Below are 24983 nucleotides of genomic sequence, written 5' to 3'. Positions count from 1 at the left end.
CGCCGGCGCTGGTTTCATTTGCGCGCCGACGGCTGTAATATTTGGTTAATCTTTTCCGCTCGATGTGCGCGGGATGGAGGGTGAGCGGCGTAATTGCGACGATCAAGTCCGCTCGGAGAAAAGAGAAATGGCGATGTCGGGCAAGACCCAGGACGCGGCGACCGCTGCGCTGTCGGCGATCGAGGAGGCGTTGAAATTGGGCGTCGAGCCCGAGGCGGCCGCCAAAGCCGCCGACGCCCCCGCCGAGGAAAAGGGCTCCGCAAAGGCCGAGCCGGCCGAGAAAATCGTCGCCGAGGCGGGCAAAGCCGCGGTCAAGGATCGCCCGCGCACGGTCGGGCTCGGCCTGCCGACCCGTCGCGCGCCGGAGCCGCGCGAGCCCGCAGCGCCGCGCCCGGCCGAGGCCGCATCGCCGTCGCCGGCGTCTCCGGCCCCTCGCAATCCCTCGCCGCAAAAAACCGCCGCCGTGGCCCCGGCCGCCGCCCCCGCCAATGACGACCGGCAGACCGTCGGGCGGCTGCGGCAGGCGCTGCAGGCGCGTCCCAACAGCGCCATTCTCGCCTACACCTTCGCCTCGATCGTCGCCTGGGCGCTGCTGTGGACGCTGTTCGTCTATTTCAACCAGGGCGAGATCATCGATCGGGAGAATGGGTCCTTTCTGGCGCCCAAGCCCGTGCTCACCCTGCTCGCGCTCGCCGGTCCCATCGTCTTCATCTTCGTGACGGGGGTCATGGCGCGCCGCGCCCATGAGATGAAGCAAGTCGCCAATTCGATGGCCGAAGTGGCGATCCGGCTCATCGAGCCGGAGGCCATCGCCACCGAGCAGGTGGTGACGCTGTCCCAGGCCATCCGCCGCGAGGCGGCGTCGATGGGCGACGGCATCGAGCGCGCGCTGGCCCGCGCCAGCGAGCTCGAGATCATCGTGCGCACCGAGGTCTCCAATCTCGAGCGCTCCTATTCGGAGAATGAGCGCCGCATCCGCCTGCTCATCGACGAGCTCACGCGCGAGCGCGAGGCGATCCTCGTCAACGCCGACAACGCCCGCACCGCTCTGCTCGGCGCCCGCGAGTCCCTGTCGCAAGAGCTCCAGTCGACATCGAGTCATCTCGCCGAGACGGTGAGCGAGGCCGGCGGACGGGTGACCGCCGCGCTCGGCTCCAAGGGGGAGGAGATCCGGCTGGCGCTGGAGCGCGTCGGCGACGGCTTCAACACGACGCTGGAGAGTCGCGGCGAGGACATGGTCAAGCGCCTTGCCGCCGCCGGCGAGGCGATCACCAGCGGGCTCGGCGGAGCGACCGAGGAGGTGACCCGGCGCTTCTCGGACGGCGTGTCGGAGGCCGACCGCACGCTCAAGGAGCGCGGCGAGACGCTCGCCGCCGATCTCGCCCAGCGCAGCGCCTCGATCGTCGAGCGGCTCGACGCGCTCGGAACGACGCTCGCCGATAATGTCGGCGCGCGCGGCGACAGCCTGGTCGAGCGGCTCGCCGAGACCGGCGCGCGCGTCGACGATGCGATCGCGACCCACGGCGGCGCGCTGGAGCGCGCGCTCGCGGAGGCGACGGAGAGCCTCGCGGGCGAGATGGCCGCCAAGGCGGCCGCGACGGAGGCGGCTTTCGGCGCCGCCGGCGACCGCATCGCCGCGCTGCTCGAGGCGACGCGCGAGCGCGCGGCGAGCGAGTTCGAGGCGCATGGCGAGGCGTTGCATGCTCGTTTCGAGCAAAATCTCATAGACGGCGCCGGGGCGCTCGGCGAGCAGACCGAGGCGCTGCAGGAGCGCTTCGCCACGCTCGCCGCCGAGGCGGTCGCCGCCATCGCCACACATGGCGACCGGATCAATGAAACGCTCGCCGAGCGGCTCTCCGCATTCGAGGAGAGCGTGGCTCGCCATGGCGGCTCCGCGGCCGAGCGCGTCGCCGAGCACAGCGAGCGCCTGGGTGAGACGGTGACGCGCAGCCTCGCGGAGTTCGACGCCCGCGTCGCCGCGCAGAGCGAGGAGACGGAGCAGCGCGTCGGCGCTCGTGGCGAGGCGTTCGCCGCGATCATGGCGCAGGGCGTGCAGCAGTTCGAGGATCTGGCGCTTCGCCTCGGCGAGGACGCCGCGGCCCGCTTGATCGAGCAGGGAGAGCGCATCGGCTCCACGGTTTCCGAGAGCGTCGCGGCCTTCGAGGAGCGCGTCGCCATCCCCACCGAGGAGGCGGCGAATCGCCTTGCGGCTCGCGGCGAGGCCGTCGGCGCGATTTTGACGGACAGCCTCGCCTCATTCGAAAAGCATGTCGTCGAGCGAAGCGACGCGGTGGCGGCGCGCCTCGCCGCGCAGGGGGAGACAATCGGCTCCACGCTGTCGGACGGGCTCGCGGCTTTCGAGGAGCTTGTCGTCGGCCACAGCGACGAGGTGGCGAACCGTCTCGTCGCCCATGGCGAGGCCATCGGCGCCGGCCTGTCAGAGGGATTTTCGGCTTTCGAGAAGAACGTCGTCGACCGCGGCGAACGGGCGGTTTCGCGCCTCGTCGTCCAGGGCGAGTCGATCGGCGAGGAGGTGTCGAAAGGGCTCGAGAGCTTCGAGCGGCGTGTCGCCGAGCAGGGCGAGCAGCTGGCCGCGCGGCTGGCCGCGCAGGGCGAGACGGTCGGAGCGGCCGTGTCCGAGGGGCTCGCGGCTTTCGAGGAGCGCGTCGCCGGCCACAGCGAGGAAGCGGCGAGCCGCCTCGTCGCTCACGGCGATGCGATCGGCGCGATGCTCGCCGAGGGGCTGTCGGCCTTCGAGCGGCACGTCGTCGGCCAGGGCGAGGCGGCGACCTCGCGGCTGCTCCAGCATGGTCAGACGATCGGGGCGTCGGTGGCGGAGGGGCTCGCCGCCTTCGAGCGCCGCGTCGTCTCGCAGAGCGAGCAGGTCGCCACGCGCCTCACCGCCCATGGCGATGCGATCGGCTCGACGCTGTCGGACGGGCTCACGGCGTTCGAGGAGCGCGTCCTCGGCCACAGCGACGAGGTGGCGAGCCGGCTCGTCGCCCATGGCGACGCGATCGGCGCGATGGTGACGGACGGGCTCTCCGCCTTCGAGGAACGAGTCGTCGCGCACAGCGAGGACATTGCGAGCCGGATCGCCGCCCAGTCCGAGTCGATCGGGTCGGTCGTCGAGGAGGGGTTCGCCAAATTCGAGGAGCGCGTGGCCGGGCGCAGCGAAGAGGCGTCGGCGCGGCTCGCCGCTCAGGGCGAGGCGCTCGGGGCGGCCGTGGCGGAAGGCCTCGCCGCCTTTCAGAGCCGGGTCGCCGACCACAGCGAGGATATCGCCGAGAAGCTCGCGGCTCATGGCGAGACGATCGGCTCGGTCGTCTCGAAAGGCTTCGCCAAATTCGAGGCGCGCGTCGCCGAGAGCAGTGGCGAGGCCGCGGCGCGGCTCGCGGCTCAGGGGGAGGCGATCGGCGCCGTGGTCTCCGAAGGTCTCGCGGCCTTCGAGGCGCGCGTCGTCGGCCACAGCGACGAGGTCGCGTCCCGGCTCGTCGAGCATGGCGACGCCATCGGCGCCCTCGTCAGCGATGGGCTCGCGGCCTTCGAGGCGCGCGTCCTCGACCGCAGCGAGGAAGCTACCCAGCGCCTCGTCGCGCAGGGCGACGCCATCGGCTCCGCCGTGTCCGAAGGCCTCGCCGCCTTCGAGGCGCGGGTCATCGACCATGGCGAGCGCGTCGTCGGCCGGCTGGTCACGCATGGCGACAAGGTGAGCGGCGCGGTGGCGGACGGGCTCTCGGCTTTCGAGGATCAGGTTCTGCGCCGCGGCGACGATCTCGCGGCGCGGCTCGTCGAGGAGGGCGAGCGCGTCGGCTCCGCCGTATCCGACGGCGTCGCCACTTTCGAGCGGCGAGTCGCCCAGCAGAGCGAGGCCGCCGTGGCGCGTCTCGCCGAGCATGGCGCGCGTCTCACCGTCTCGGTCGCCGGCGAGTTCGCGGCGCTCGGCGAGCAGATCGCCCGCCAGAGCGAGGAGACGGCCCAGCGCCTCTCCGAGGGCGGAGAGCGTATCGGCGCCGTGATGACCGAGGGGCTCGCGGCCTTCGAGGAGCGCGTCGTCGCGCGCGGCGACGAGACGGTCTCGCGGCTGGTGGAGCGCGGCGACGACATCGGCGCCTATCTCTCGCAGGGCCTCGCCGCCTTCGAGGAGACAGTGGTGCGCCATGGCGACGAGGTGGCGACACGCGTCGCCGAGCATTCGGAGAAGATAGCCGCTGTGCTCTCCGAGCGCCTGACGGCCTTCGAGGAGCAGGTGTCGCGCCAGGCCGGCGAGGTGACCGCCGCCGTCTCGGAGCAGGCGGAGAAGGTCGACGGCGCGCTGACCGTTCGGCTGGACGCGCTGGAGAAGGCGACGGCGGAAGCGTCGCGGTCGCTGGCGGACGCGCAGAAGCGGGCCGAGGACGTGTTCGCGACGGGCGGCGCCGATCTGCGCGCCGGCCTCGAGCAGGGCGTCGCCGATCTGGCGGGCGCCCTCGCCGAGCAGTCCGCCACGCTGCAGGAGCGCTTCGCAATCACGGCCGGCGAGGCGGTGCTCGCGATTTCGACGCAGGGCGAGCGCGTCGACGAAGCGCTGGCCGAGCGCATCGCCGCCTTCGAGACGACGGTGCTCGGCCATGGCGAGGAGGTCGCTGCGGCGCTCGCCGCCGGCGGCGACCAGATCGCGCGCGGCGTCTGCGAGCAGATCGCCGCCTTCGAGGCGACGCTGCAGGAGGAGAGCGCGCAGCTCTCCGTCCGCATCGGCGAGCAGTCGCAGCGGCTGACGGAGCAGCTCGGCCAGCGGCTCGTCGCGGTGGATCGCACCATCGTCGAGGGCGGCGGCGCGCTGGTCACGCGCCTCGCCGAGCGCTCGGACGCGCTCTCCGCACGGATCGGCGAGCAATCGCAGCGCCTCTCCGAGGATATGGAACGGCAGCTGGCCGAAGTCGACCGCGCGATCGGCGAGGGCGGCGGCGACCTCGTCGCGCGCTTCTCCGAACAGTCCGAAGCGCTTTCCGCGCGGCTGGGCGAGCAGTCGCAGCGGCTGTCCGAGGACATGGAGCGGCAGCTGGTCGAGGTGGACCGCGCGCTCGTCGAAGGCGGCGGCGCGCTGGTCGCGCGTCTCTCCGAACAGTCGGAAGCGCTGTCCGCGCAGATCGGCGAGCAGACGCAGCGTCTCTCCGAGGACATGGATCAGCGGCTCGCCGCGGTGGAGCGCGCCATCGGCGAGGGCGGCGGCGAGCTCGTGTCGCGCCTTTCCGAACAGTCCGAAGTTCTGGCCTTGCGTCTCGCCGAGCAGACGCAGCGGCTGTCCGAGAACGTCGAGCAGCGTTTCGCATCTGTGGAGCGCGCCATCGGCGAAGGCGGCGGCGAGCTGGTCGCTCGCCTCTCCGAACAATCGGACGCGCTGGCCGGGCGTCTCTCCGAGCAGTCGAAGAGCCTGTCGGAGTCGGTCAAGCGGCAGCTCGTCGTCGTCGACAGGACGATCGTGAAGGACGGAGCCACGCTCGTCGAGCAGCTGGGCGTTCGGGCGGAGGAGATCGCCGGCGCCATGGCGTCGAAGATCGAAACCTTCGAAGCCGTGTCCAACGAGCGGACGCGCGAGGCGGTCGACCGCATGGATGGGCTGGTGGAGCGCATCGATGCGGGCCTCTCCTCGGCCAGCAAGAGCTTCCAGGACACGCTTTCGCGCCATGCCGTCGAAGTCGCCCGCTCGATGGGCGACGGCGGCCGCGAGGTGATCCGCTCGCTCGACGAGAAGGTCAAGGAGATCGACGCGGTATTGCTCGAGCGCTCGACGCAGCTCGCCGACACGCTGTCGACCAAGGCTGAGGAGATCAACGCCGCGCTGGGCGGGCGGGCCGAGGAGATCGCCGGCACGCTCGACAATCGCATCGGCGTGTTCGAGAACAATGTGGTCGGTCGGCTCGACGCCGTCTCGACCGAGATCGGCGAGCGCTCGCGCCTCGTGGTCGAGACCATCGGCGCCCGCATCTCGGAAATCAACGCGACGCTGACGGCGGCCAAGCGCGACCTCGATACGACGCTGCATGCGCGCACCGGCGATCTGGGCGAGGCGCTGACGCAGCGCGTCGGCGAGATCAGCTCGACGCTGGACGATAGGCTGGCGCAGATCCAGACCTCGCTCGGCGAGCGCGGAGGCGAGGTCACGCGCGAGCTCGCCAATGTCGGCGAACTCGTCGCCCATGCGATCGAGACCCGCGGCGCGTCCATCGTGCAGCATCTCGGCGAGAAGCGCGCCGAGATCACCCAGTCCATCGAGCAGTCGACGAATGAGCTGAGGACGGCGCTGGAAGCCGGCGCGGACGGGTCGGTGCGCGCGCTGCTCTCGGTCAACGAGAAGCTGCGCAAGGAGCTGCCCGACGTGCTCGATCGGCTCGGCGCGACCAACGCCTCTCTGCAGACGATCATCGATCAGGCGGGAGCCAATCTCGAGGGGCTGGAGTCGGAGCTCTCCGGCCGCTTGCGCGATTTCCAGGGCGCGATCGGCGAGGTGTCGACGCAAATCGCCCAGCTCGGCGACTTGTCGGGCGGGGCGATCGGCGAGGCCCAGGAGATCGTCGGCGCAATGGAGAGCCATCGGCAGACGCTGACGGAGAGCGTCGACAAGCTCGCCGTGAGCCAGCAGCAGCTCGATCAGGCGCTGGAGGCGCGCCGCCGCTCGCTCGAGGGCCTCGTCGGCCTCGTCGAGGACAAGCGCGAGGACTTCGAAGGCGCGATCTCGACCTTCACCGGCCTCGTCGACGACAGTTTCCGCCGCGTGGAGGAGCGCGCCCGCGCCGTGGGCGGGCTTCTCGCCGAATCGACCCGGGAGACGGCCGACCTCGTGGACGAGCGTTTCGCCGCCGTGCGCGAGACCGCCGCGCGCGAAAGCGAGCAGACCTCGGCCGCCCTGCGCGCGGCCTATGATCAGGCGAACGAGGAGCTGACGCGGATCTTCGGCGAGGCGACCGAGAAGTTCAACGCCGCGGCCGCGGAGATGCGCGGGATGTCGCTCGAGATTCGGCGCGAGCTGGAAACGACGCGGGACGAGGTTCGCCGCGGCGCCCAGGACCTGCCGCGCGAGACCGCCGAGCAGGCCGCCGCGCTGCGGCGCGTCGTGGGCGAGCAGGTGAAGGCGCTCAACGAGCTCACCGACATCGTGGCGCGCTCGGGCCGCGTCTATGACATCGCCGAGCCCGGGCCGGCCGCCGCGCCGCCGCCCGCCGCTGCGCGCCGGACCTATGAGGCGGCCCCGGCCGTCGTGGCCGCTCCGCCGCCGCCCCCGCCGCCGCGGCAGGCCGAATCCTCCTGGGGCGCCCCGCAGCGTCCTCGCGAGGACGCGGTCCGCGCGCGCGCCATTCCGCCGCAACCGGCCCCGCCCCCCCGCGCCGAGCCCGCGGAAGGAGGCTGGCTGTCCGATCTGCTGGCGCGCGCCTCGCGCGACGAGCCCCCGGCGCCGCGCTCCCATGGCGCGCCGGCGCGGAACAAGCCGAGCGGCGCGTTGGACAGCCTCACGCTCGACATCGCGCGAATGGTCGATCAGGCGGCGGTGACGGATCTCTGGGAGCGCTTTCAACGCGGCGAGAAGGCGCCCTTCGGGCGCCGGCTCTACACGCCGCAGGGCCAGCAGACCTTCGAGGAGATCCGCCGACGCTGCCGCGTGGACGCGGAGTTCCGCGCCACGGTCGATCATTACATCCAGGAGTTCGAGCGGCTTCTGATGGAGACCGGCCGCAGCGACCGCGATGGCGCGCTGACCCGCGGCTATCTGATCTCCGACGCGGGCAAGGTCTACACCATGCTCGGCCATGCCTCGGGCCGCTTCGAGTAAGCGGTCCGGCGGCGCGCGAACGAATAATTTGGCGGCAATCATACGTTTTTGTGGCCGATTGTCGTGTTTGTCTGAAAGCTGCCAGAAATGTGACATTTTCGCCACTGCGCGCGAGAAAACGCTTGGGCATGCCCTTTATGCATATTCGATAGGCATTTGCTCCCCTGTTCGGCTTGAACTGATCCAGTCGCGTCTGACACAGTTCCTGTGAAGAAAGATTCCACCTCGGGAGCCGAATCATGAAATTGACGCTTTTGACGGGAGTCGCGGCCGCCGCGCTCTTCGCCAATGCCGCATTCGCCGCCGACCTCGCGACGAAGAAGGCCGCGCTGCCCCCGCCGCCTCCGCCCGTCTGGACCGACACGCTCACTGTCACCGGCTGGCTGAGCGGCGGCATCACGCCCAACTTCAGCAACCACATCAACGACTTCAACTTCGGCCACCTGTTCACGGACCGCACCGGCCCGCTGTTCAATCAGGGCGTTCTGACCATTCAGCGTCCGCTGGACCCGAAGGCGACCGGCTTCGACTACGGCTTCAAGGTGCAGGGAATGGTGGGCTCCGACGCCCGCTACACGCATTTCCTCGGCGAGCTCGATTATGTGATCCGCGACCGCACGCAGCTCGACATCGTCGAAGCATTCGCCATCGCGCATTTCCCGGTCCTGTTCGAGGGCGGCGTCGACGTGAAGGTCGGCCAGTTCGTGACGCTCGAGGGCGCCGAGCTCATCACCGCGCCGGACAACGTCTTCTATTCACACTCCTACATCTTCAACTTCGGCATTCCGCTGAAGCACACCGGCGTCATGACGATCAGCCATGCGCTGCCCTGGCTCGACATCTATGCGGGCGTGACGACGGGCGTGAACACCAGCATCGGCTGGCCGGGCGACAACAACAACTCCGCCTCCTTCCATGGCGGCGTCGGGCTCAACCTGTTCGACGGCGAGCTGACTGTCCTCGCTACGACACACATCGGCCCGGAGAATCCCAAGCAGCTCGACCCGTGGGGAGTCGGCTGGCCGAACACGCCAGTCGTCTGCGGCTGTGATCCGAACAGCACGCTGCGCTATCTCAACGACATGGTCGTCACCTGGAAGGCGACCGAGGATCTCACCTTCATCACGGATCTGAACTATATCCGTGACGATGGCGGCAATGTCGATCCGTTCACGGGCCGCGGCCGCGGCGTCGAGGGCTATGGCGTCGCGCAATATGCGACCTATAAGATCAACGACATCTTCAAGATCGGCGGCCGCCTCGAAATCTGGCGCGACAACAACGGCTTCTTCGTCGCCGGCTACCCGAGTTCGGTCGATTTCGCCAATCTCCAGCACGGCTTCCCCACGCCGAGCCTGATCACCGCGCCGCCGACCACCTATCTCGAGGCGACGCTCGGCGTCACCATCACCCCCGAGGTGCCGAAGAACCCGATCATCACCGGCCTGATCCTGCGGCCGGAGATCCGCTACGACACGTCGCTCAACAACACGACGCCTTTCGTCAATGGCACCCGCGGCACGCAGGTGACCTTCGGCTTCGACGCGATCATTCCGTTCACCCTGCGCTGACCCGCGGGCCGAGACGGCTGCACGAGAACGGCCGCGGACGACTTCGAGGAGTCGTCCGCGCATTTTGCGTTTGAAGGGATTTTAGCGCAGTTCCGATTCCGCCTGGGTCAGGATCTCGACGTCGCGATCCTGCGTCGTCTGCACCTTGAAGGTCGTCTGATAGGTCTTGCCCTCGCGGCGGGCGATGGCGACATACTCGCCCTCCGCCAGCACCAGCGACGGAAACGCGCCGATCAATTCGCGAATGACGTCGCCGCCTGGCGTCAGCACCGAAAACGACGTGTTGGCCAGCGCCTCGCCGCCCGGCTGATTGACGAGCTTCAGCGTCATGGTCGCCGCGCGATGGCGCAAGGTCGCCTCGATCAGCCTGCCCGCCGTGACGCGCAGATCGGCGTTCACGACGGAAATGGTGGCGTTGTTGTCGCCCTGCGACCCTTGCGAGGTGTCGAGCAGGGTGGAGACGATGTGATAGGCGCCTTCCGGAAGGCACAGCACCTCGCCCGCGCGCGCATTGGCGAGCACCAGCTTCGCTTCCGAGTTCCCGCGCTCCGGCACGAAGATCGAGATCGACAGTCGCTGCGCCGGAATCGGCGTCTCGCCGAGCGTGTCGATCAGCTTCAGTCCGCCGGCGTTCAGCACCAGCCGCTCGCTGACATTGGCGCCCTCGATCACGACGCGCCGCGTCGCCCCGGCGAGGCCGAAAGCGGCGTGAACGATATAGACGCCGTCCGGCAGCGGCTGCGTGGGCGCGGCTTCCCTGGTTTCGGCGACCAGCTTGCGCGCGCCGTCGCCGCCCGGAGCCTCCTCGAATATCCGCCAGACCAGTCCGCTGCGCACGGGCGCTCTGTCGCCCGCGGTCAGCACGGCGCTGAGCCGCAAGGTCGCCGGGGGCTCGCGCGCTTCGTCCGCCGCGGGAGCCGATCGAGCCGGATGAGCGGCGCCGCCCTTTTGCGCCGGCGTCTCCGCCAGCGCTCCGCCGGCCCCGGCGAGCGCCATCGCCAAGCCGACGAGCAGACAGGTTTTCATGCGCCGTGGGACTCGCTGCATCGAAATCGAGAGATGAGGACCACTCCAGCCGTTTTCGTTCCGAATGGAAAGCGTTCTAATTCGCCTCCTCCTCGACCAGCGAGGCGGCGGCCGAGGCGAGATTGGTGGGCGAAAACGGCCGAAATAGGAATTCGACGCGATGGCGCCCCTGCGGCGTCGCCACGCCGCGAAAGAGGATATTCGCCTTCACGATCGGGGTCGGCGCGCCGTCGACCCGCGCCTCCCAGCCTGGATAATAGAGATCGTGCAGAACGAGCAAGCCGTCGCGATCGGCCTCGACGTCGATGACGATCCGTTCCCCGCCATAGGAGACGATCGCGACCTCGGATCGCGCCGCCGCGCCGGGCGCCGAGAGCGCAGCGTTCAGCCGGGGCGTGTCGGCGCGATCGACCAGCGCCTCGCGGGAGCTGTCGAACTCGGGGATCTCGTCGTCGGCGATCGCCTCGTCCGAATCGACGGCGACGATGTGAGAGGCGAAATAGGCGCGCGGCGCGGCGGGGCGGCCGAGCCTGTAGACGTAGATCTGGTCGGAGACGAAAATCGGCGTCGCCGTCGGCCGCGGCATATGCCGCGGCATGCGCGCCAGCGGACGACCGAGGACGAGATAATCGAGCCCGAGCAGCCGCGCGAGCATGCAGCGATAGCCGCGGAAGGTCGCGGGGTAGTGTCGCAGATCGGGATCGACGGCGTTGTCGCCGGGGCCGATGGCGCGCTCGTAATCTGAGATGCGCAGCGGATTATAGCCGATCGTGTCCTCGAGCCCGAGCATCATCGAGGCGTTCTGCCAGCCGCCGGGCAGTCCCAGAATTTCGACGCGCGGACGTTCGCCCTTGGCGGCGCGCTCGGACATTTCATGCGCGAGGGCGGCGACCGCCTGGCGCTCGGCGGGCGAGGGCTCGCCGAGGATCGAATAGCGCGTCGCCGGCTCGGCGTTCAGCGGATCGGCGGCGTTGCGCCACAACAGCTCGCCGCAGGTCGCGGCGACGAGCAGCGCCGCCGCGAGGGCGCGCCGGTCCAGCCGCTCGCCGAAGACGAGGACGAGCGCGGCGCCGCCGGCGGCGGCGATCGCAAAGGCGATGGCGACGAGCGCCTCGCGCCCATGCTTCGTCTCCGCGGAAAAGGCCAGCGCGCCGAGGAGCAGCGCCAGCGCGACGCCGAAGGCGCAAGCTTGAAGCGCAAGGGCGAGCCCGCGCGGCGCTTTCTGGAACGGCCGCGGCGATCCGTGCGCGATGTAGCGATGCAGCAGATAGCCGCTGGAGAGCGCGAAGCCGGCGTTGAGCACGAAAGCCGCGTCGGCGGGCCGCCGATACAGCGAGACCCCGGGGAAGAAATCGTAGATCGGCTCGAACAGCGGCGTCCACCGGCCCAATGTGTAAATGAGCGCCCCGGCCAGCATGTAATGGATGAAGCGCGCCTCGCGCGCGAAGATGCGGCCGCCGGCGAGCCCGTGCCACAGCCCCAGCGCCACGGGCGCCGTGCCGATGAAGAGATAGTCGATGGCGCGGTCCGTCCAGTCGGGCGCCGCCATCGTGTCGTAGCCCGGACCCCAATAGGCGTAGCCCTTGCCGAGCGAGCCGAAAATATCGGGCGCGAGCATGGTGGCGAAATTGACGGGCGCGAGCGAGCCGGCGGCGGCGACGCCGAAAGCGATCGCCGGCCGGTTGGAGCTCGCCAGAAATTGCAGGGTGAGCAGCACGGGAACCGCGAGGATGGTCCCGCCCGTCGCTCCCGCCGCCAGCAGCGCCGGCCAGCGCTCGGCGAGAAAAGCGAGGGGCCGGCGCGAGGCCGCTGCGGCATGGAGGACGCGCGCGATCAGCGTGACGCAGAAGAGATAGGCGACCTGATCGCGTCCGAGGGCCATGAGGCTCGCGAAAACGCCGAACAGCACGCCGTTCCGCACCAGCGGGCGCTCCAGCATGACCTCCAGCAGCCACAGGGCGAGCGGGAAGAAGCTGTAGGAGATGATCATCCCCGTATGCTGAAGCCGGGAGGCGGCGACGCCGCCGAACATGAAGATCGCGCCGGCCAGGACCGCCGCGACCGGCGCGAAGCCGAACCGCCGGCACAGCGCCAGCACGCCGGCGCCGCCCATCAGCAGATGCAGGAACACGAACAGGTCGAAGCTCTGCATCGAGGCCGAGGGGAACAGCAGCGCCAGCAGGAAGAAGGTCGGGGTGAAGATGAGCGATTGGGGATCGGCGACGGCGGGATGCCCGGCGAAATGATAGGGGTTCCAGAGCGGCAGCTCGCCTCTCTGCAGCGCCTGGCCCAGAAAGCGGAACATCGGATAGAAGTGATTCTTCGAATCCCAGGGCACGACCGCGCCGCTCGCCGCCCAGCAGACGGCGGCGAGCGCCATGAATCCGGCGAGCGCCGCGAAGGCGAGGGAGGCGTCGCGCGGCGTCCAGCGATGCGGCGTCGTCTCCAAAGGCCCGGCCAGGGCCCGGCGCGTCTCGTCGAGCAGGCCCCGCGCTGCCCGGGCCGCGGATATATCGAGCGGGCGGTCGCTGATCGTCATCCAGGCTGTCTCACCCCGTTACGCGTGCGGCGGCCGGCGCGAGCGGATCTCGCGCCGTCGGCCTGTTGCTGTCGTTTTACGCGGGAAGCCCAAAATGAAGCCGCGCGCATGAACTCGTGATGAACGCTTGGGCGCTGCGACTATAGCTGGGGCTCGGCCCAGTCGAAAGCGGCATTTATTTCCTGAACTTGCAGGGAGGAAACGGCGAATTTGCCGGAAAACCCGTCGCGCCGGGCGGCGCGACATTCCGCGGAAAGGCTCGCCGGGACCCCCGTCGCCGGAAAGGGTCGGTCGATCGCCGCGACGCCGGCCGCCGCCGCGCCCAGCCGGAGACATGTCCGCGCAAAAGCAAAGGGGGTCGAGGCGTCCCGCAGCGCGTTCTCGTCGCAGGCTGCTCCGAGCGCGAGGCGCAGCGGTTCCGTATCGAAGGCGAGGGCCTCCAGCCGCCGCGACACACCGGCATAATCGCCGAGGGCGAAGATCGCCGCCGGCGTTTGCGTGGCGAGCGCCATGATCCGGATGCTCCCGTCGTCCCGGCCCGCCTCGGCCTCGGCGACCGCGAGCTTGGCGGAGAGATGCTGCAGGCTCGCGCCGCCGCAGGCGCGGGGCAGAACGACGCCCTGCGCGCCGGCGGCGACGATCGCCGCGAGGTCGCCGTCGATCGCCGCGCTGTCGAGGGGCGCGACCTTCACCCATAGGGCGGGCCCTGGCCCGCCCTGAGCGCGCGCGAGGCAGGAAAATGCGCCCGCGCGCGCCGCTTCGCGCGCGCGGGCGTCCAGCGGATCGCCGAGATCGAGGACGAGCGCGTCGGCTTTCGCCGCGAGAGCCCGCTCGAAGTCGTCGTATCGCGGCCGAACGAGCAGCCAGGATCGCATGAAAGCCGCCATTTTCGCGCCCGACCGTGATCTTAAGCGGGCATTTACCATAAACGGAGATTGTGGACGCCCGTGAGCGCCGATCCGATCCAGAACATAGGGCGTCGAAGCGTAAGATGATCGCCAGGGATTTTCTGCACTGGGCGCGGACCGCGCCGACCGCGCGCCGCATCGAAGGGGCCGACGCCCTGGCGAGGGCCTATCTCCATGCCGATCTCGGGCCCGCCATGCGGCGCGAGACGGAGACGGCGCTCGCCTCGCTGCTGGACGACCCTTCCCCGCTGGTGCGGCGCAGGCTCGCCGAAATTTTCGCCAATTCGCCCGACGCGCCGCATGCGATCGTCGCGGCCCTGGCCAGCGACCAGTCCGACATAGCCGCGCTGGTGCTGTCGCGCTCGCCGCTGCTGACAGAGGTCGAGCTGATCGACTGCGCGGCGATCGGCGATGCTTTCGCGCAGACGGCGATCGCCTTGCGCGCCCATGTGCCGAGCGGCCTTTCCGCGGCGCTCGCCGAGGTCGGCGCCTGCGAAGCCTCGATCGCTCTCGCGGTCAATCCCGGCGCCGAGCTGCCGGCCTTCTCCATGCGCCGCATGATCGAGCGCTTCGGCGACGACGCGCAATTGCGCGAGGCGCTGTTGTCGCGGCCCTTCCTGCCCGCGGCGGTGCGCAGCGATCTCGTCGACGCGACGGCGGCGAGCCTCGCCTCCTTCGTCATCGACCGCGACTGGCTGTCGCGCGAGCGGACCGAGCGCGTCGTCGGCGAGGCGCGCGAGAAGGCCAATGTCGTCATCGTCGCCGAGGCGGACGAGACGAGCGGCCGCAATGGCGTGCGCGCGCTGGTCGCGCATCTGCGCCGGCGCGGGCGGTTGACGCCGAGCCTGGCGCTGCGCGCGCTGTTCTCGGGCAATAGCGCGCTGCTGGAGGCGGCGCTCGGGGAATTGTCGGGCGTCGATGCGCAGCGAGTGGCGGGGCTGGTGCGCGATTTTCGCGGGCAAGGCTTCGCCGCGCTCTATGCGCGGGCAAAGATGCCGGCCAATCTGCTGCCGGCTTTCCGCGCGGCGCTCGACGCGCAACAGGCGTTCGGCTATCGCGGCGCTGGCGGCGGCGGGGCGCGCCTGTCGCTGCTGATGGTGCAGCGCGCGCTCACCGCCTGCGAGGAGCTGAACGGCGGCGAGCTCGACCGCCTGCTGGCGCTGCTGCGCCGCTTCGAGGCCGAGGCCCTGCGCGAGGACGCGCGCGACGCCGCCGCGGCGCTGGAGCGCGATCACGCGCCGGCGATCGACATGGCGGCGCTGGAGGCGGATGTGCTGCAGGCGGCGTGAGGGAACGCCCGCGCCCCATTCTCACCGAACCTCCTCGAGCGCCTGCGCCAATCTGGCCATCCCCTCGTCGATGGCGGCCGGCGCAAGGGCGGCGAAGCCGAGCTGCACGCCCGCCGGCGCGGGACGATCGACGGCGTAATAGGACAGATCGCGGACCTCGACGCCGCGTTCCGCGGCGCGTCGGACGATCGCCGCGCCGTCGCGGCGCTCCGCGAGAAAGGCCGGCGTGTCGAGGCCCATGAGGATCGGCGGGATGACCAGCGCGCCGCCGAGCCGGCGACTCGCCGCATCCCGCAGAGCCTCGGCCCGCTCGGCGTAGAGCAGCCGCATGCGGCGGATATGGCGGCCGAGATGGCCTTCCGCGATGAAGTCGAACAGCGTCGCCTGAGCGGCGGTCGGCTGGTAGCGGCAGGTCAGCGACAGCGCTTTCGCGAAGGGATCGACCAGCGCGCCGGGCAGCGCCACGAAGGCGAGCCGCAGCGCCGGAAACAGCATCTTGCTGAAGGCGCCGACATAAGCGACCCGATCGCCGGAGTCATGGCTCTTGAGCGCCGCCAAGGGCAGTCCCCGGAATCGAAACTCGCTGTCATAGTCGTCCTCGACGACGATCGCCTCCGCCGCCTCGGCCCAGGCCAGCAGCTCCAGCCGTCGGTCGAGCGCCAATGGCATGCCGAGCGGAGCCTGACGACCGGCAGTGACATAGGCCATGCGGGCGTTCGGCGCGAGGCGGCGGCCCGCCGTCACATCCAGCCCGCACGAATCCACGGGAACGCCGACGATGCGCGCGCCCGCGGCCGCCAGCACGAGCCGCGCGCCGGGAAAGCCGGGATCCTCCATCCACACGGCGTCGCCGGGATCGAGGCAGAGACGTGCGAGCAGATCGAGCGCCTGCTGCACCGACGCCACGATCGCCACCTGGCCTTTCTCGCAGGCGATCCCCCTCGACTGCCGCAGATGCGCGGCGACCGCCTCCCGCAGCGGCCCATATCCCTGCGCCTCGCCGTCGGCCAGCAGATCGACGCGGGTGAGCCGCGACCGCCTCGCCGCCGAGCGGCGCCAGAGGTCGAGCGGGAAGGCGGCCACATCGGGTTGGTTGGGACGGAAAGCCGGCAGCGGCCAGGAGGGCGCCGCGACGGGAAAAGGGGTTTCCTCGATCAGCGCAAGGCCACGGGCCGCCAGCCTCGCGCCCGTTGACGCTGCGGCCGGCCGGGAGCTCGGCGGCGGCTCGGGCGCTTGATCTGGCAGATCGGCCGCGACGCTGGCGCCGCGGCCGACGACGGCGACGAGATAGCCCTCGGCCGCCAATTGCTCGAGAGCCGCCAGGACGGTTCCGCGGGACACGCCGGCCCGGCGGGCGAGATCGCGGCTGGCCGGAAGGCGCGCGCCGCCCTGGAGGCGCCGGCTCAAAATGGCGGCGCGGATCTCGGAATACAGCCAATGCTGCAGCGACACGCCGTCCGGCCTCGGGCCGAGCGCGAGCTCCACCTCCCGAGCGCGACGCATATCCTTCTCCAAATTGGCTCGGTCATTCTAATCAATTTGGATCTTCCTGCGAACCATTTTCTCCACGACCTTGGCGGCCTCGCCAGCCTTCTCGAGGAGAAGAAGCAATGTCGTCGTCGTCGGTCGTCGGCCTCCGCGCCGGTCTCCAGCCTCTGTGGTTCATCGCGCCGCTGGCGGCGATGACCTATCCGCTGCCTCTGATCGCCTTTCACAGCGCGATCGAAGCCGCGCGAGCCGCCGGGGGCGGGCTCGCTCTGGCGGCGGCGGCGCTCTCCCTCGCCGCAGCCTTCGCGGCGCCCGCCATCGCGCTGGTCTGCGCGACGCGCCTGCTGAGGATCGAGAGCCCGAGCGACGCGGAGCTGCGCGCGCGGCGCATCGCCCTGCTGGCGGTGGCGGCGCCGCCCATCTTCACCGCCGTCGGCGACGACATCTACATGCTGGGCAATCCGGTTCCCGATGTCGCGGCGCTCGCCGCCTTCTGGGCCGCGATGATCGCGATCATCGCGGCGGGCGGGCGCGAAGCGCCGCCGCAATCTGTTCCCCGCTCCGCCCCGGCCTGGCTGCGCGCCGCCCATGGCGCCGTGGCTTCTATGCTTCTCGTCTTTGTCGCCGCCCATCTGAGCAATCATCTCGCCGGCCTCGTCGGCCCCGATGCGCATCGATCGCTGATGAAGACCTTGCGCCACATTTATCGCGCGCCGGTCGTCGAGCCGATTCTCGTCGCGGGCTTTCTGTTCATGGTCGGCTCCGGCGGCTGGCTGGCCTGGATTCACAGCGCGCGCAGAGCCGACGGATTCCGCGCCTTCCAGCTCGCATCAGGAGCTTTTCTGCTCGTCTTCGTCACCAATCACTTCAATGGCGTCATTCTCCTCGCGCGCATTCATCTCGGCATCGATTCGGATTGGAGCTTTGCGTCCGGCGCCCCGCATGGGCTGATCGAGGACGCCTGGAACATCCGCCTCGTTCCCGATTACACGCTCGCCGTCTTTTTCGCCCTCGCCCATCCTTTCGCCGGATTGCGCGTCGTGTTGCAGTCGCATGGCCTTCGCAAGGGCCTGGCCGATGGCGTCGCGGTATGGGGCGCGGCGCTGGCGGGGCTGCTCGCGATCGGCATTGTCCTCGGCCTGTGCGGCCTCAGGCTTCGCTTCGAGCAGGAGCAAGGAAGCGGCGTTTCGAAGCCTGCTTTTCTGGCGCCCTCCTCGGGGACCGGATCGACGCCCCGAGCCGTCCCGCGAGATCGCCCCTTTGCTCCCCTCGCTCCTTTTGGCTAATAGTCGTGGAAAGCCATCAGAGAGCCGGAAATGTCCAAAATTCCCGATTTTGCGTCGATCCCCTTCGCTCCGACCAAGGTTTCCGCGCCCGACGCGGCCGCGCGCCGCTGGCTGACGCCGGAGGGGATCGAGATCAAAAACTCCTATGGGCCGCAGGACATAGAGGGACTTTCGTTCATCGACGGCTTCCCCGGCGTCGCGCCCTATGTGCGCGGGCCGTATCCGACCATGTATGTCGCCCAGCCCTGGACCATCCGCCAATATGCCGGCTTCTCCACGGCGGAGGATTCCAATGCCTTCTACCGCCGCAATCTCGCCGCCGGGCAGAAGGGCCTCTCGGTCGCCTTCGATCTCGCCACCCATCGCGGCTATGACAGCGATCATCCGCGCGTCTCCGGCGATGTCGGCATGGCGGGCGTCGCCATCGATTCCATCTACGACATGCGCACATTGTTCGACGGCATTCCGCTCGAGCAGATGAGCGTGTCGATGACGATGAACGGCGCCGTGCTGCCGGTGCTGGCGCTCTTCATCGTCGCCGGCGAGGAGCAGGGCTGCCCGCCCGAGAAGCTGACCGGCACGATTCAGAACGACATCCTAAAAGAATTCATGGTGCGCAACACCTATATCTATCCGCCGCTGCCCTCCATGCGCATCGTCTCGGATATTTTTGCTTATACCAGCAAGCATATGCCGAAGTTCAACTCGATCTCGATCTCCGGCTATCACATGCAGGAGGCGGGCGCCTCCGCCGATCTCGAATTGGGCTACACGCTCGCCGACGGCGTCGAATATGTGCGCGCCGGCGTCGCCGCCGGGCTCGACATCGACGCTTTCGCGCCGCGGCTCTCCTTCTTCTTCGCCATCGGCATGAATTTCTTCATGGAGGTGGCGAAGCTCCGCGCCGCGCGCCTCCTGTGGGCGCGGCTGATGAAGGATCTCGGCGCCAAGTCCGAGAAGAGCCTGACGTTGCGCACTCACTGCCAGACCTCCGGCTGGTCGCTCACGGCGCAGGACGTCTATGTCAATTCGATCCGCACCAGCGTCGAGGCGATGGCGGCGACTCAAGGGCATACCCAATCGCTGCACACCAATGCGCTCGACGAGGCGCTGGCGCTGCCGACCGATTTTTCGGCGCGCATCGCCCGCAACACGCAGATCGTGCTGCAGCAGGAGAGCGGCACGACGCGCATCATCGATCCCTGGGGCGGCTCCTATTATGTCGAGAAGCTGACCGCCGAGCTCGCGGAAGCGGCCTGGGCGCATATTCAGGAGATCGAGAAGCTGGGCGGCATGGCGGCGGCGATCGCGCAAGGCCTGCCGAAGCAGCGCATCGAGGAGGTCGCGGCCAAGACGCAGGCGCGCATCGACACCGGCCAGCAGGTGGTGGTCGGCGTCAACAAATATCGGCCGCTGAACGATGTCGCGCCGGATGTGCTGAAGGTCGACAATTCCGCCGTGCGCGCCGCGCAGATCGAGAAGCTGCGGCGCCTGCGCGCCGAGCGCGACGAGGCGGCGACGCAGGCGGCGCTCGACGCGCTGACGGAGGGGGCGACGAGCGGCGCCAATCTGCTCGACCTCGCCGTGAAGGCCGCGCGTGCAAAAGCGAGCGTCGGCGAGATCTCATTCGCGCTGGAAAAAGTGTTCGGCCGCCACAAGCCCAAGGCCAATGTGATCTCCGGCGTCTATGCGCGCGAGGCGGGCCAGAATTTCGACAAGGTGGAGCGCGTGCAGGGCATGACCGCGGCTTTCGCCGAAAACGAGGGGCGCAGGCCGAAGATTCTCGTCGCCAAGCTCGGCCAGGACGGACACGACCGCGGCCAGAAGGTGATCGCCTCTGCCTTCGCCGATCTCGGCTTCGAGGTGGTGATCGGCGATCTGTTCGCGACGCCGGAGGAAGTGGCCGCGCGAGCAGCGCAGGAAAAAGTCCATATCGTCGGCGTCAACACCATGACCGCCGGCCATCTGGCGCTGACGCCCGAGCTGCGCGACGCGCTGAAGGCGGAAGGGCGCGAGGACATCATGATGGTGATCGGCGGCGTGATCCCGGAACAGGATTTCCAGGCGCTCTACGACGCCGGCGCCGCGGCGATCTTCCCGCCCGGCACCAATATTCCCGAGGCGGCGGCGCGGGTGCTGGATGAGCTCAATGTGCGGCTCGGCTATGCGCAGCGGGAACGCGCGAAGGCGTGAGAGCTTGTGAATCAATTGGATTTTCGGCGTTTCTGCGCCCTCTAGGTCACTGATTTGACGGAGGTCGAAATTCGCGAAAATCGAAAGATTCACAAGCTCTGAGGCGAAGGGCGTTCGGGGCGTGACCGAGACAACCAACCCCTCACCCTGAGGAGCCCGCGAAGCGGGCGTCTCGAAGGGTGGCCGCCGCGCGCGCTCTGGATCATCCTTCGAGACGCGCCTGCGGGGCGCTCAGGATGAGAGCCGGGATGGCGAGTTCCGTGCATTGTTGGCTTTTACGACTTGACGCGGCGCATTCTTTCGTCTAGGAAGCGCGACTTCACGATCACGGCATGAAGCTCCGTTTCGCGTCAGCGGGAACGGAGCCGTTGTCGTATCACGACCCGCAAGGGCCGGCCTCCACCGGACGCGGGCGCAACACCGGCGAGCTTCCCGCTCGCCCTCGAGATGGAGAGACGAGACCTATGGCACGTATCGCCGGCGTCAACATTCCGACCAACAAGCGCGTCGTCATCGCGCTCCAATATATCCATGGAATCGGCGCGAAGAAGGCGCAGGAGATCATCGAGAAGGTGAACATCCCGCCGGAGCGTCGCGTCGCCCAGCTCACCGACGCCGAAGTGCTGCAGATCCGCGAGACGATCGACCGCGACTATCTCGTCGAGGGCGATCTGCGCCGCGAGGTGGCGATCAACATCAAGCGCCTGATGGATCTCGGCTGCTATCGCGGCCTGCGCCATCGCCGCCAGCTGCCGGTGCATGGCCAGCGCACCCACACCAACGCCCGCACCCGCAAGGGCAAGGCGAAGCCGATCGCCGGCAAGAAGAAGTAAGTATTTTCCGTGTCGCGGCGTGAGCCGCGACGATCACCTGGGCGGCGCGCCCGCGTCGCCCCATCGAGCCCTAGCGCCCGGCATTACGGGCGCGTTCGAAGGACGAGAGAGACATGGCCAAAGAGACCACGCGCGTTCGCCGTAGAGAGCGCAAGAATATCGTTTCCGGCGTCGCGCATGTGAATTCGACATTCAACAACACCATGATCACCATCACCGACGCGCAGGGCAACACCGTGTCCTGGTCGTCCGCCGGCACGATGGGCTTCAAGGGCTCGCGCAAGTCGACGCCCTATGCCGCGCAGATGGCCGCCGAGGACGCGGCGCGCAAGGCCGGCGAGCATGGCGTGCGCACGCTCGAGGTCGAGGTCTCCGGACCCGGCTCGGGCCGTGAGTCGGCGCTGCGCGCGCTGCAGGCGGCGGGCTTCACCGTGACCTCGATCCGCGACGTGACGCCCATTCCGCACAATGGTTGCCGTCCGCGCAAGCGCCGCCGAGTCTGACGCGCCGCGAGCGTTGATCGGGACGAATTGCAGAGGGGCGTCGCGCGACGCGTGCGGAGCCCGGCCGAGCTGAAGGAAAGGCGCCACAGTGAGCATCCAGAAGAACTGGCAGGAACTCATCAAGCCCAGCAAGCTCGAGGTGACGGCCGGCGACGATCCGCGCCGTATCGCCGTCGCGGTCGCCGAGCCGCTCGAGCGCGGCTTCGGCCTGACGCTCGGCAATGCGCTGCGCCGCATTCTCCTCTCCTCGCTGCAGGGCGCGGCCATCACCTCGATCCATATCGACGGCGTTCTGCACGAGTTCTCCTCCATTCCCGGCGTGCGCGAGGACGTGACTGACATCGTCCTCAACATCAAGGACATTGCGATCAAGAACCACGCCGAGGGCGTCAAGCGCATGACGCTCAAGAAGACCGGCCCCGGCCCGGTCACCGCCGGCGACATCCAGACGCCCGGCGACGTGCAGATTCTGAACCCCGACCTCGTCATCTGCACCTTGGACGAGGGCGCCGAGATTCGCGTCGAGTTCACGGTAGCGACCGGCAAGGGCTATGTGCCGGCCGACCGCAACCGCGCCGAGGACGCGCCGATCGGCCTCATCCCGATCGACAGCCTCTATTCGCCGGTCAAGAAGGTCAGCTATCGCGTCGAGAACACCCGCGCCGGCCAGGTGCTCGATTATGACAAGCTGACGCTGACGATCGAGACCAATGGCGCGATCTCGCCGGAGGATTCGCTCGCCTATGCGGCGCGCATCCTGCAGGACCAGCTCAGCGTCTTCGTGAATTTCGAGGAGCCGCGTCGCGAGGAGGCCGCTCCGTCGATCCCGCAGCTCGCCTTCAATCCGGCGCTGCTCAAGAAGGTCGACGAGCTCGAGCTCTCGGTGCGTTCGGCCAACTGCCTGAAGAACGACAACATCGTCTATATCGGCGACCTCATTCAGAAGTCGGAGGCGGAGATGCTGCGCACCCCGAACTTCGGCCGCAAGTCGCTGAACGAGATCAAAGAGGTTCTCGCGCAGATGGGCCTGCATCTCGGCATGGAAGTGCCGGGCTGGCCGCCGGAGAACATCGACGATCTCGCGAAGAGGTTCGAAGAGCATTATTGAGCGAATAGCGAGATAGCGAGTAGCGAATAGACAAAATCTACTCGCTACTCGCTACTCTCTATTCGCTCTCGACGGCCGTTCCTTGGCACGGCGGCCGCATAAAAACGGAGACCGCCACATGTATCACCGTCGCGCGAAGCGCAGGTTCAACCGCACGCATGAGCATCGCAAGGCGATGTTCATGAATCTGTCTCAGGCGCTCATCAAGCATGAGCAGATCGTCACCACACTGCCGAAGGCCAAGGATCTGCGTCCAGTGGTCGAGAAGCTGGTGACGCTCGGCAAGCGCGGCGATCTGCACGCGCGCCGCCAGGCGATCGCGCGCCTGCGCGATCCGGACCTCGTCAAGAAGCTCTTCGACGTGCTGGGCCCGCGCTATAAGGAGCGCAACGGCGGCTACACGCGCGTGCTGAAGGCGGGCTTCCGCTATGGCGACAACGCCCCGCTCGCCGTCATCGAATTCGTCGATCGCGACGTCGACGCCAAGGGCAAGGACTCGGGACCTGTCCAGACGCAGGAAGAGGCGGCCTGACGCCGAATTCCTCGTCGCATTTTCGAGGGGCGGCGCCTGCGGGCTGCCGCCCTTTTGTTTCTCGCAGGCCGAAGTCGCTGCGCCCGTGACACTTTGCGCCCGCGACATGGCGTTCTCGCGCCGAATCGTCGATAGTCGCGGCGAAGGGCGAGATCCGAGATGACGCCGACCTATTACGAATTCTTCGCCGGCGGCGGCATGGTCCGCGCCGGATTGGGACCCGGCTGGCAGTGCCTCTTCGCCAATGATTTCGACGCGCGCAAATGCGCGAGCTATCGCGCCAATTGGGGCGGCGGCGAGCTCGTCGAGCGCGACGTTCGCGCGCTCGAGGTCGCGCGGCTGCCCGGACGCGCCGATCTCGTCTGGGCCTCCTTTCCCTGCCAGGATCTCTCGCTCGCCGGCGTCGGCGCCGGCCTGGGCGGCGCGCGTTCGGGCGCGTTCTGGCCTTTCTGGAGCCTCATCGCGTCGCTGCGCGTGGAGGGACGCCATCCGCCGCTGCTCGCGCTCGAAAATGTCTGCGGTGCGCTGACCTCACATGGCGGGCGCGACTTCGCCGCCATTTGCGCGGCGCTCGCCGAGCAGGGCTATCGCTTCGGCGCGCTCGTCATCGACGCGGCGCTGTTCGTGCCGCAGTCGCGGCCGCGCCTGTTCATCGTCGCGGCGCGCGCGGATCTGCCGCTCGCGCCCGCGCTGCTCTCCGACGCGCCCACGCCGCTCTGGCGCACGCGCGCGCTCGACACGGCGTTCGACCGACTGCCGGAGAGCCTGCGCACGCAATGGCTGTGGTGGCGGCTGCCACCCCCGCCCGCGCGCAATCTCACGCTGGCCGATCTCATCGACGACGAGCCGGACGGCGTCGCCTGGCGCAGCGCCGCCGAAACCCGCGCGCTCCTCGATATGATGAGCGCGGTCAATCGCGCCAAGGTGGAGGCGGCGAAGGTTTCCGGCCGCAGAATGGTGGGCGCGCTCTACAGGCGCACGCGCTACGGCGCCGGCGGCGAGAAGATCCAGCGTGCGGAAGCGCGCTTCGACGATGTCGCCGGCTGCCTGCGCACGCCGGCCGGCGGCTCCAGCCGCCAGAGCATTCTCGTCGTCGAGCATGGGCGGCTGCGCTCCCGGCTGATCGCCGCGCGCGAGACGGCGCGGCTGATGGGCCTGCCGGAGGATTACGCGCTGCCGGCGAGCTATGCCGATGCTTATCATCTCACCGGCGACGGCGTCGTCGTCGCTGTCGTGCGCCATCTCGCCGCGCATCTCTTCGAGCCCGCGCTCGCGGCGATGCGCGCGCGACGCGCGGCGTGAGCTCAGCGCATCTGAAGCAGCTCGTTCTCGACACGAAACGCGGCAGGCCGCGGGCCGCTGCGCTCGAAGTTCAGCGTCGCTTCGATCGTATCGCCCGCCGCGAGCGGCGCCTTCAGCCCGACCACCATCAGATGATAGCCGCGCTCGCGGAAGTCGACCGTCGTTCCAGCGGGAATGTCGACGCCTTGCGCGAGCCGGCGCATCTGCATGATTCCATCCGTGACGCTCATCGAGTGAATCTCGACGCGATCGGCGCCGGGCATTTCGATCGCGACGAGCCGGTCCGCCTCGCGACCGGGATTGCGAATGACGAGCGTGCAGGAGCCGACCTTGCCGCCCGCGAGAGCCGGATCGCAGCGGGCCTGCTCGATCCGCAGCGGAGCGGGCGCGTCGCCGCCGGCGTCGAGCGTCGCCGCGGCGACGCAGAACAAGCTCGCGACGAAGGCGAGAAGGAGATGATCGCGTCGCGACAAGCGAAACGCATGAGAGAGCGAAGGCTGCATGTCGGAGCCCGAGCGAGGACGAGATGGCGGTGAGGACGGCAACTTCGGCGCCATTGCGAAAAGAAACGAAGACACACTCAGAAAGCAGCGCGGAC

15 protein-coding genes are annotated in these 24983 nt (G+C 69.0%); 10 read left to right on the top strand and 5 right to left on the bottom strand.

Annotation, left to right across the window (positions count from 1 at the left end; genetic code table 11):
- Positions 1-133 precede the first annotated feature (133 nt).
- A complete protein-coding gene (locus K3F48_RS14030) occupies positions 134-7807 on the top strand; it encodes an apolipoprotein acyltransferase (RefSeq protein WP_255609014.1) in 7674 nt (2557 codons plus the stop codon).
- 239 nt (positions 7808-8046) lie between these two features.
- Entirely contained in the window at positions 8047-9378 is a 1332-nt protein-coding gene (locus K3F48_RS14025) for an outer membrane beta-barrel protein (RefSeq protein ID WP_222576059.1), read from the top strand.
- A gap of 81 nt (positions 9379-9459) precedes the next feature.
- Here K3F48_RS14025 and K3F48_RS14020 read toward each other — a convergent pair whose 3' ends face one another.
- The 3 genes from K3F48_RS14020 to K3F48_RS14010 form a co-directional block, all read right to left on the bottom strand.
- The gene (locus tag K3F48_RS14020) at positions 9460-10404 is read right to left on the bottom strand and encodes a hypothetical protein (protein ID WP_222576058.1); all 945 of its coding nucleotides are present in this window, start codon (positions 10402-10404) and stop codon (positions 9460-9462) included.
- 76 nt (positions 10405-10480) lie between these two features.
- Positions 10481-12943: a hypothetical protein gene (locus K3F48_RS14015; protein ID WP_222576057.1), complete on the bottom strand. Its 2463-nt coding sequence runs from the start codon at positions 12941-12943 to the stop codon at positions 10481-10483.
- 140 nt (positions 12944-13083) lie between these two features.
- Positions 13084-13818, bottom strand: a complete 735-nt coding sequence (locus K3F48_RS14010) for an aldolase/citrate lyase family protein (protein WP_222576056.1) — start codon at positions 13816-13818, stop codon at positions 13084-13086.
- 116 nt (positions 13819-13934) lie between these two features.
- Between K3F48_RS14010 and K3F48_RS14005 the strand changes: the two genes are divergently transcribed.
- Positions 13935-15140 (top strand): DUF2336 domain-containing protein, encoded by a 1206-nt coding sequence (locus tag K3F48_RS14005; protein ID WP_222576055.1) that lies wholly within the window; start codon positions 13935-13937, stop codon positions 15138-15140.
- 21 nt (positions 15141-15161) lie between these two features.
- Here the strand turns inward: K3F48_RS14005 and K3F48_RS14000 are convergent, their stop codons facing one another.
- Positions 15162-16643 carry a PLP-dependent aminotransferase family protein gene (locus tag K3F48_RS14000; RefSeq protein WP_222576054.1) on the bottom strand — a complete coding sequence of 494 codons (1482 nt, stop codon included), beginning with the start codon at positions 16641-16643 and terminating at the stop codon, positions 15162-15164.
- Positions 16644-16750: 107 nt separating this feature from the next.
- On the opposite strand from K3F48_RS14000, the gene K3F48_RS13995 reads away from it, so the two are divergent.
- The 7 genes from K3F48_RS13995 to K3F48_RS13965 all read left to right on the top strand — a co-directional run bounded on the left by K3F48_RS13995 (position 16751) and on the right by K3F48_RS13965 (position 24385).
- Entirely contained in the window at positions 16751-17914 is a 1164-nt protein-coding gene (locus K3F48_RS13995) for a hypothetical protein (RefSeq protein ID WP_222576053.1), read from the top strand.
- A gap of 30 nt (positions 17915-17944) precedes the next feature.
- Positions 17945-20107, top strand: a complete 2163-nt coding sequence (gene scpA, locus K3F48_RS13990; protein ID WP_222576052.1) for a methylmalonyl-CoA mutase — start codon at positions 17945-17947, stop codon at positions 20105-20107.
- Between the two features lie 464 nt (positions 20108-20571).
- On the top strand, positions 20572-20940 hold the full coding sequence (gene rpsM, locus K3F48_RS13985) for a 30S ribosomal protein S13 (protein WP_222576051.1): 369 nt from the start codon (positions 20572-20574) through the stop codon (positions 20938-20940).
- A gap of 113 nt (positions 20941-21053) precedes the next feature.
- The gene (gene rpsK, locus K3F48_RS13980; RefSeq protein ID WP_018267194.1) at positions 21054-21443 is read left to right on the top strand and encodes a 30S ribosomal protein S11; all 390 of its coding nucleotides are present in this window, start codon (positions 21054-21056) and stop codon (positions 21441-21443) included.
- A gap of 88 nt (positions 21444-21531) precedes the next feature.
- Positions 21532-22551: a DNA-directed RNA polymerase subunit alpha gene (locus K3F48_RS13975; RefSeq protein WP_222576050.1), complete on the top strand. Its 1020-nt coding sequence runs from the start codon at positions 21532-21534 to the stop codon at positions 22549-22551.
- Positions 22552-22669: 118 nt separating this feature from the next.
- Positions 22670-23083 carry a 50S ribosomal protein L17 gene (rplQ, locus tag K3F48_RS13970; protein ID WP_222576049.1) on the top strand — a complete coding sequence of 138 codons (414 nt, stop codon included), beginning with the start codon at positions 22670-22672 and terminating at the stop codon, positions 23081-23083.
- Between the two features lie 159 nt (positions 23084-23242).
- Positions 23243-24385, top strand: a complete 1143-nt coding sequence (locus tag K3F48_RS13965) for a DNA cytosine methyltransferase (RefSeq protein WP_222576048.1) — start codon at positions 23243-23245, stop codon at positions 24383-24385.
- Positions 24386-24387: 2 nt separating this feature from the next.
- Here K3F48_RS13965 and K3F48_RS13960 read toward each other — a convergent pair whose 3' ends face one another.
- Complete coding sequence (locus K3F48_RS13960) at positions 24388-24888, bottom strand: copper chaperone PCu(A)C (RefSeq protein WP_222576047.1); 501 nt, start codon at positions 24886-24888, stop codon at positions 24388-24390.
- Between the last annotated feature and the right edge of the window lie 95 nt (positions 24889-24983).

Origin of the sequence: Methylosinus sp. Sm6 (genome assembly GCF_019802345.1) — a bacterium.
Classification (GTDB): Bacteria; Pseudomonadota; Alphaproteobacteria; order Rhizobiales; family Beijerinckiaceae; genus Methylosinus.
This window is presented reverse-complemented; position numbering and strand designations above follow the sequence as displayed.

Coding starts and splice junctions, on each gene's coding strand:
- K3F48_RS14025 (WP_222576059.1), top strand. CDS start 8,047: ATGAAATTGACGCTTTTGACGGGAGTCGCGGCCGCCGCGCTCTTCGCC.
- K3F48_RS14000 (WP_222576054.1), bottom strand. CDS start 16,643: ATGCGTCGCGCTCGGGAGGTGGAGCTCGCGCTCGGCCCGAGGCCGGAC.
- rplQ (WP_222576049.1), top strand. CDS start 22,670: ATGTATCACCGTCGCGCGAAGCGCAGGTTCAACCGCACGCATGAGCAT.
- K3F48_RS14005 (WP_222576055.1), top strand. CDS start 13,935: ATGATCGCCAGGGATTTTCTGCACTGGGCGCGGACCGCGCCGACCGCG.
- rpsM (WP_222576051.1), top strand. CDS start 20,572: ATGGCACGTATCGCCGGCGTCAACATTCCGACCAACAAGCGCGTCGTC.
- K3F48_RS13995 (WP_222576053.1), top strand. CDS start 16,751: ATGTCGTCGTCGTCGGTCGTCGGCCTCCGCGCCGGTCTCCAGCCTCTG.
- K3F48_RS14030 (WP_255609014.1), top strand. CDS start 134: ATGTCGGGCAAGACCCAGGACGCGGCGACCGCTGCGCTGTCGGCGATC.
- K3F48_RS13960 (WP_222576047.1), bottom strand. CDS start 24,888: ATGCAGCCTTCGCTCTCTCATGCGTTTCGCTTGTCGCGACGCGATCAT.
- K3F48_RS14010 (WP_222576056.1), bottom strand. CDS start 13,818: ATGCGATCCTGGCTGCTCGTTCGGCCGCGATACGACGACTTCGAGCGG.
- K3F48_RS14020 (WP_222576058.1), bottom strand. CDS start 10,404: ATGAAAACCTGTCTGCTCGTCGGCTTGGCGATGGCGCTCGCCGGGGCC.
- K3F48_RS14015 (WP_222576057.1), bottom strand. CDS start 12,943: ATGACGATCAGCGACCGCCCGCTCGATATATCCGCGGCCCGGGCAGCG.
- scpA (WP_222576052.1), top strand. CDS start 17,945: ATGTCCAAAATTCCCGATTTTGCGTCGATCCCCTTCGCTCCGACCAAG.
- rpsK (WP_018267194.1), top strand. CDS start 21,054: ATGGCCAAAGAGACCACGCGCGTTCGCCGTAGAGAGCGCAAGAATATC.
- K3F48_RS13965 (WP_222576048.1), top strand. CDS start 23,243: ATGACGCCGACCTATTACGAATTCTTCGCCGGCGGCGGCATGGTCCGC.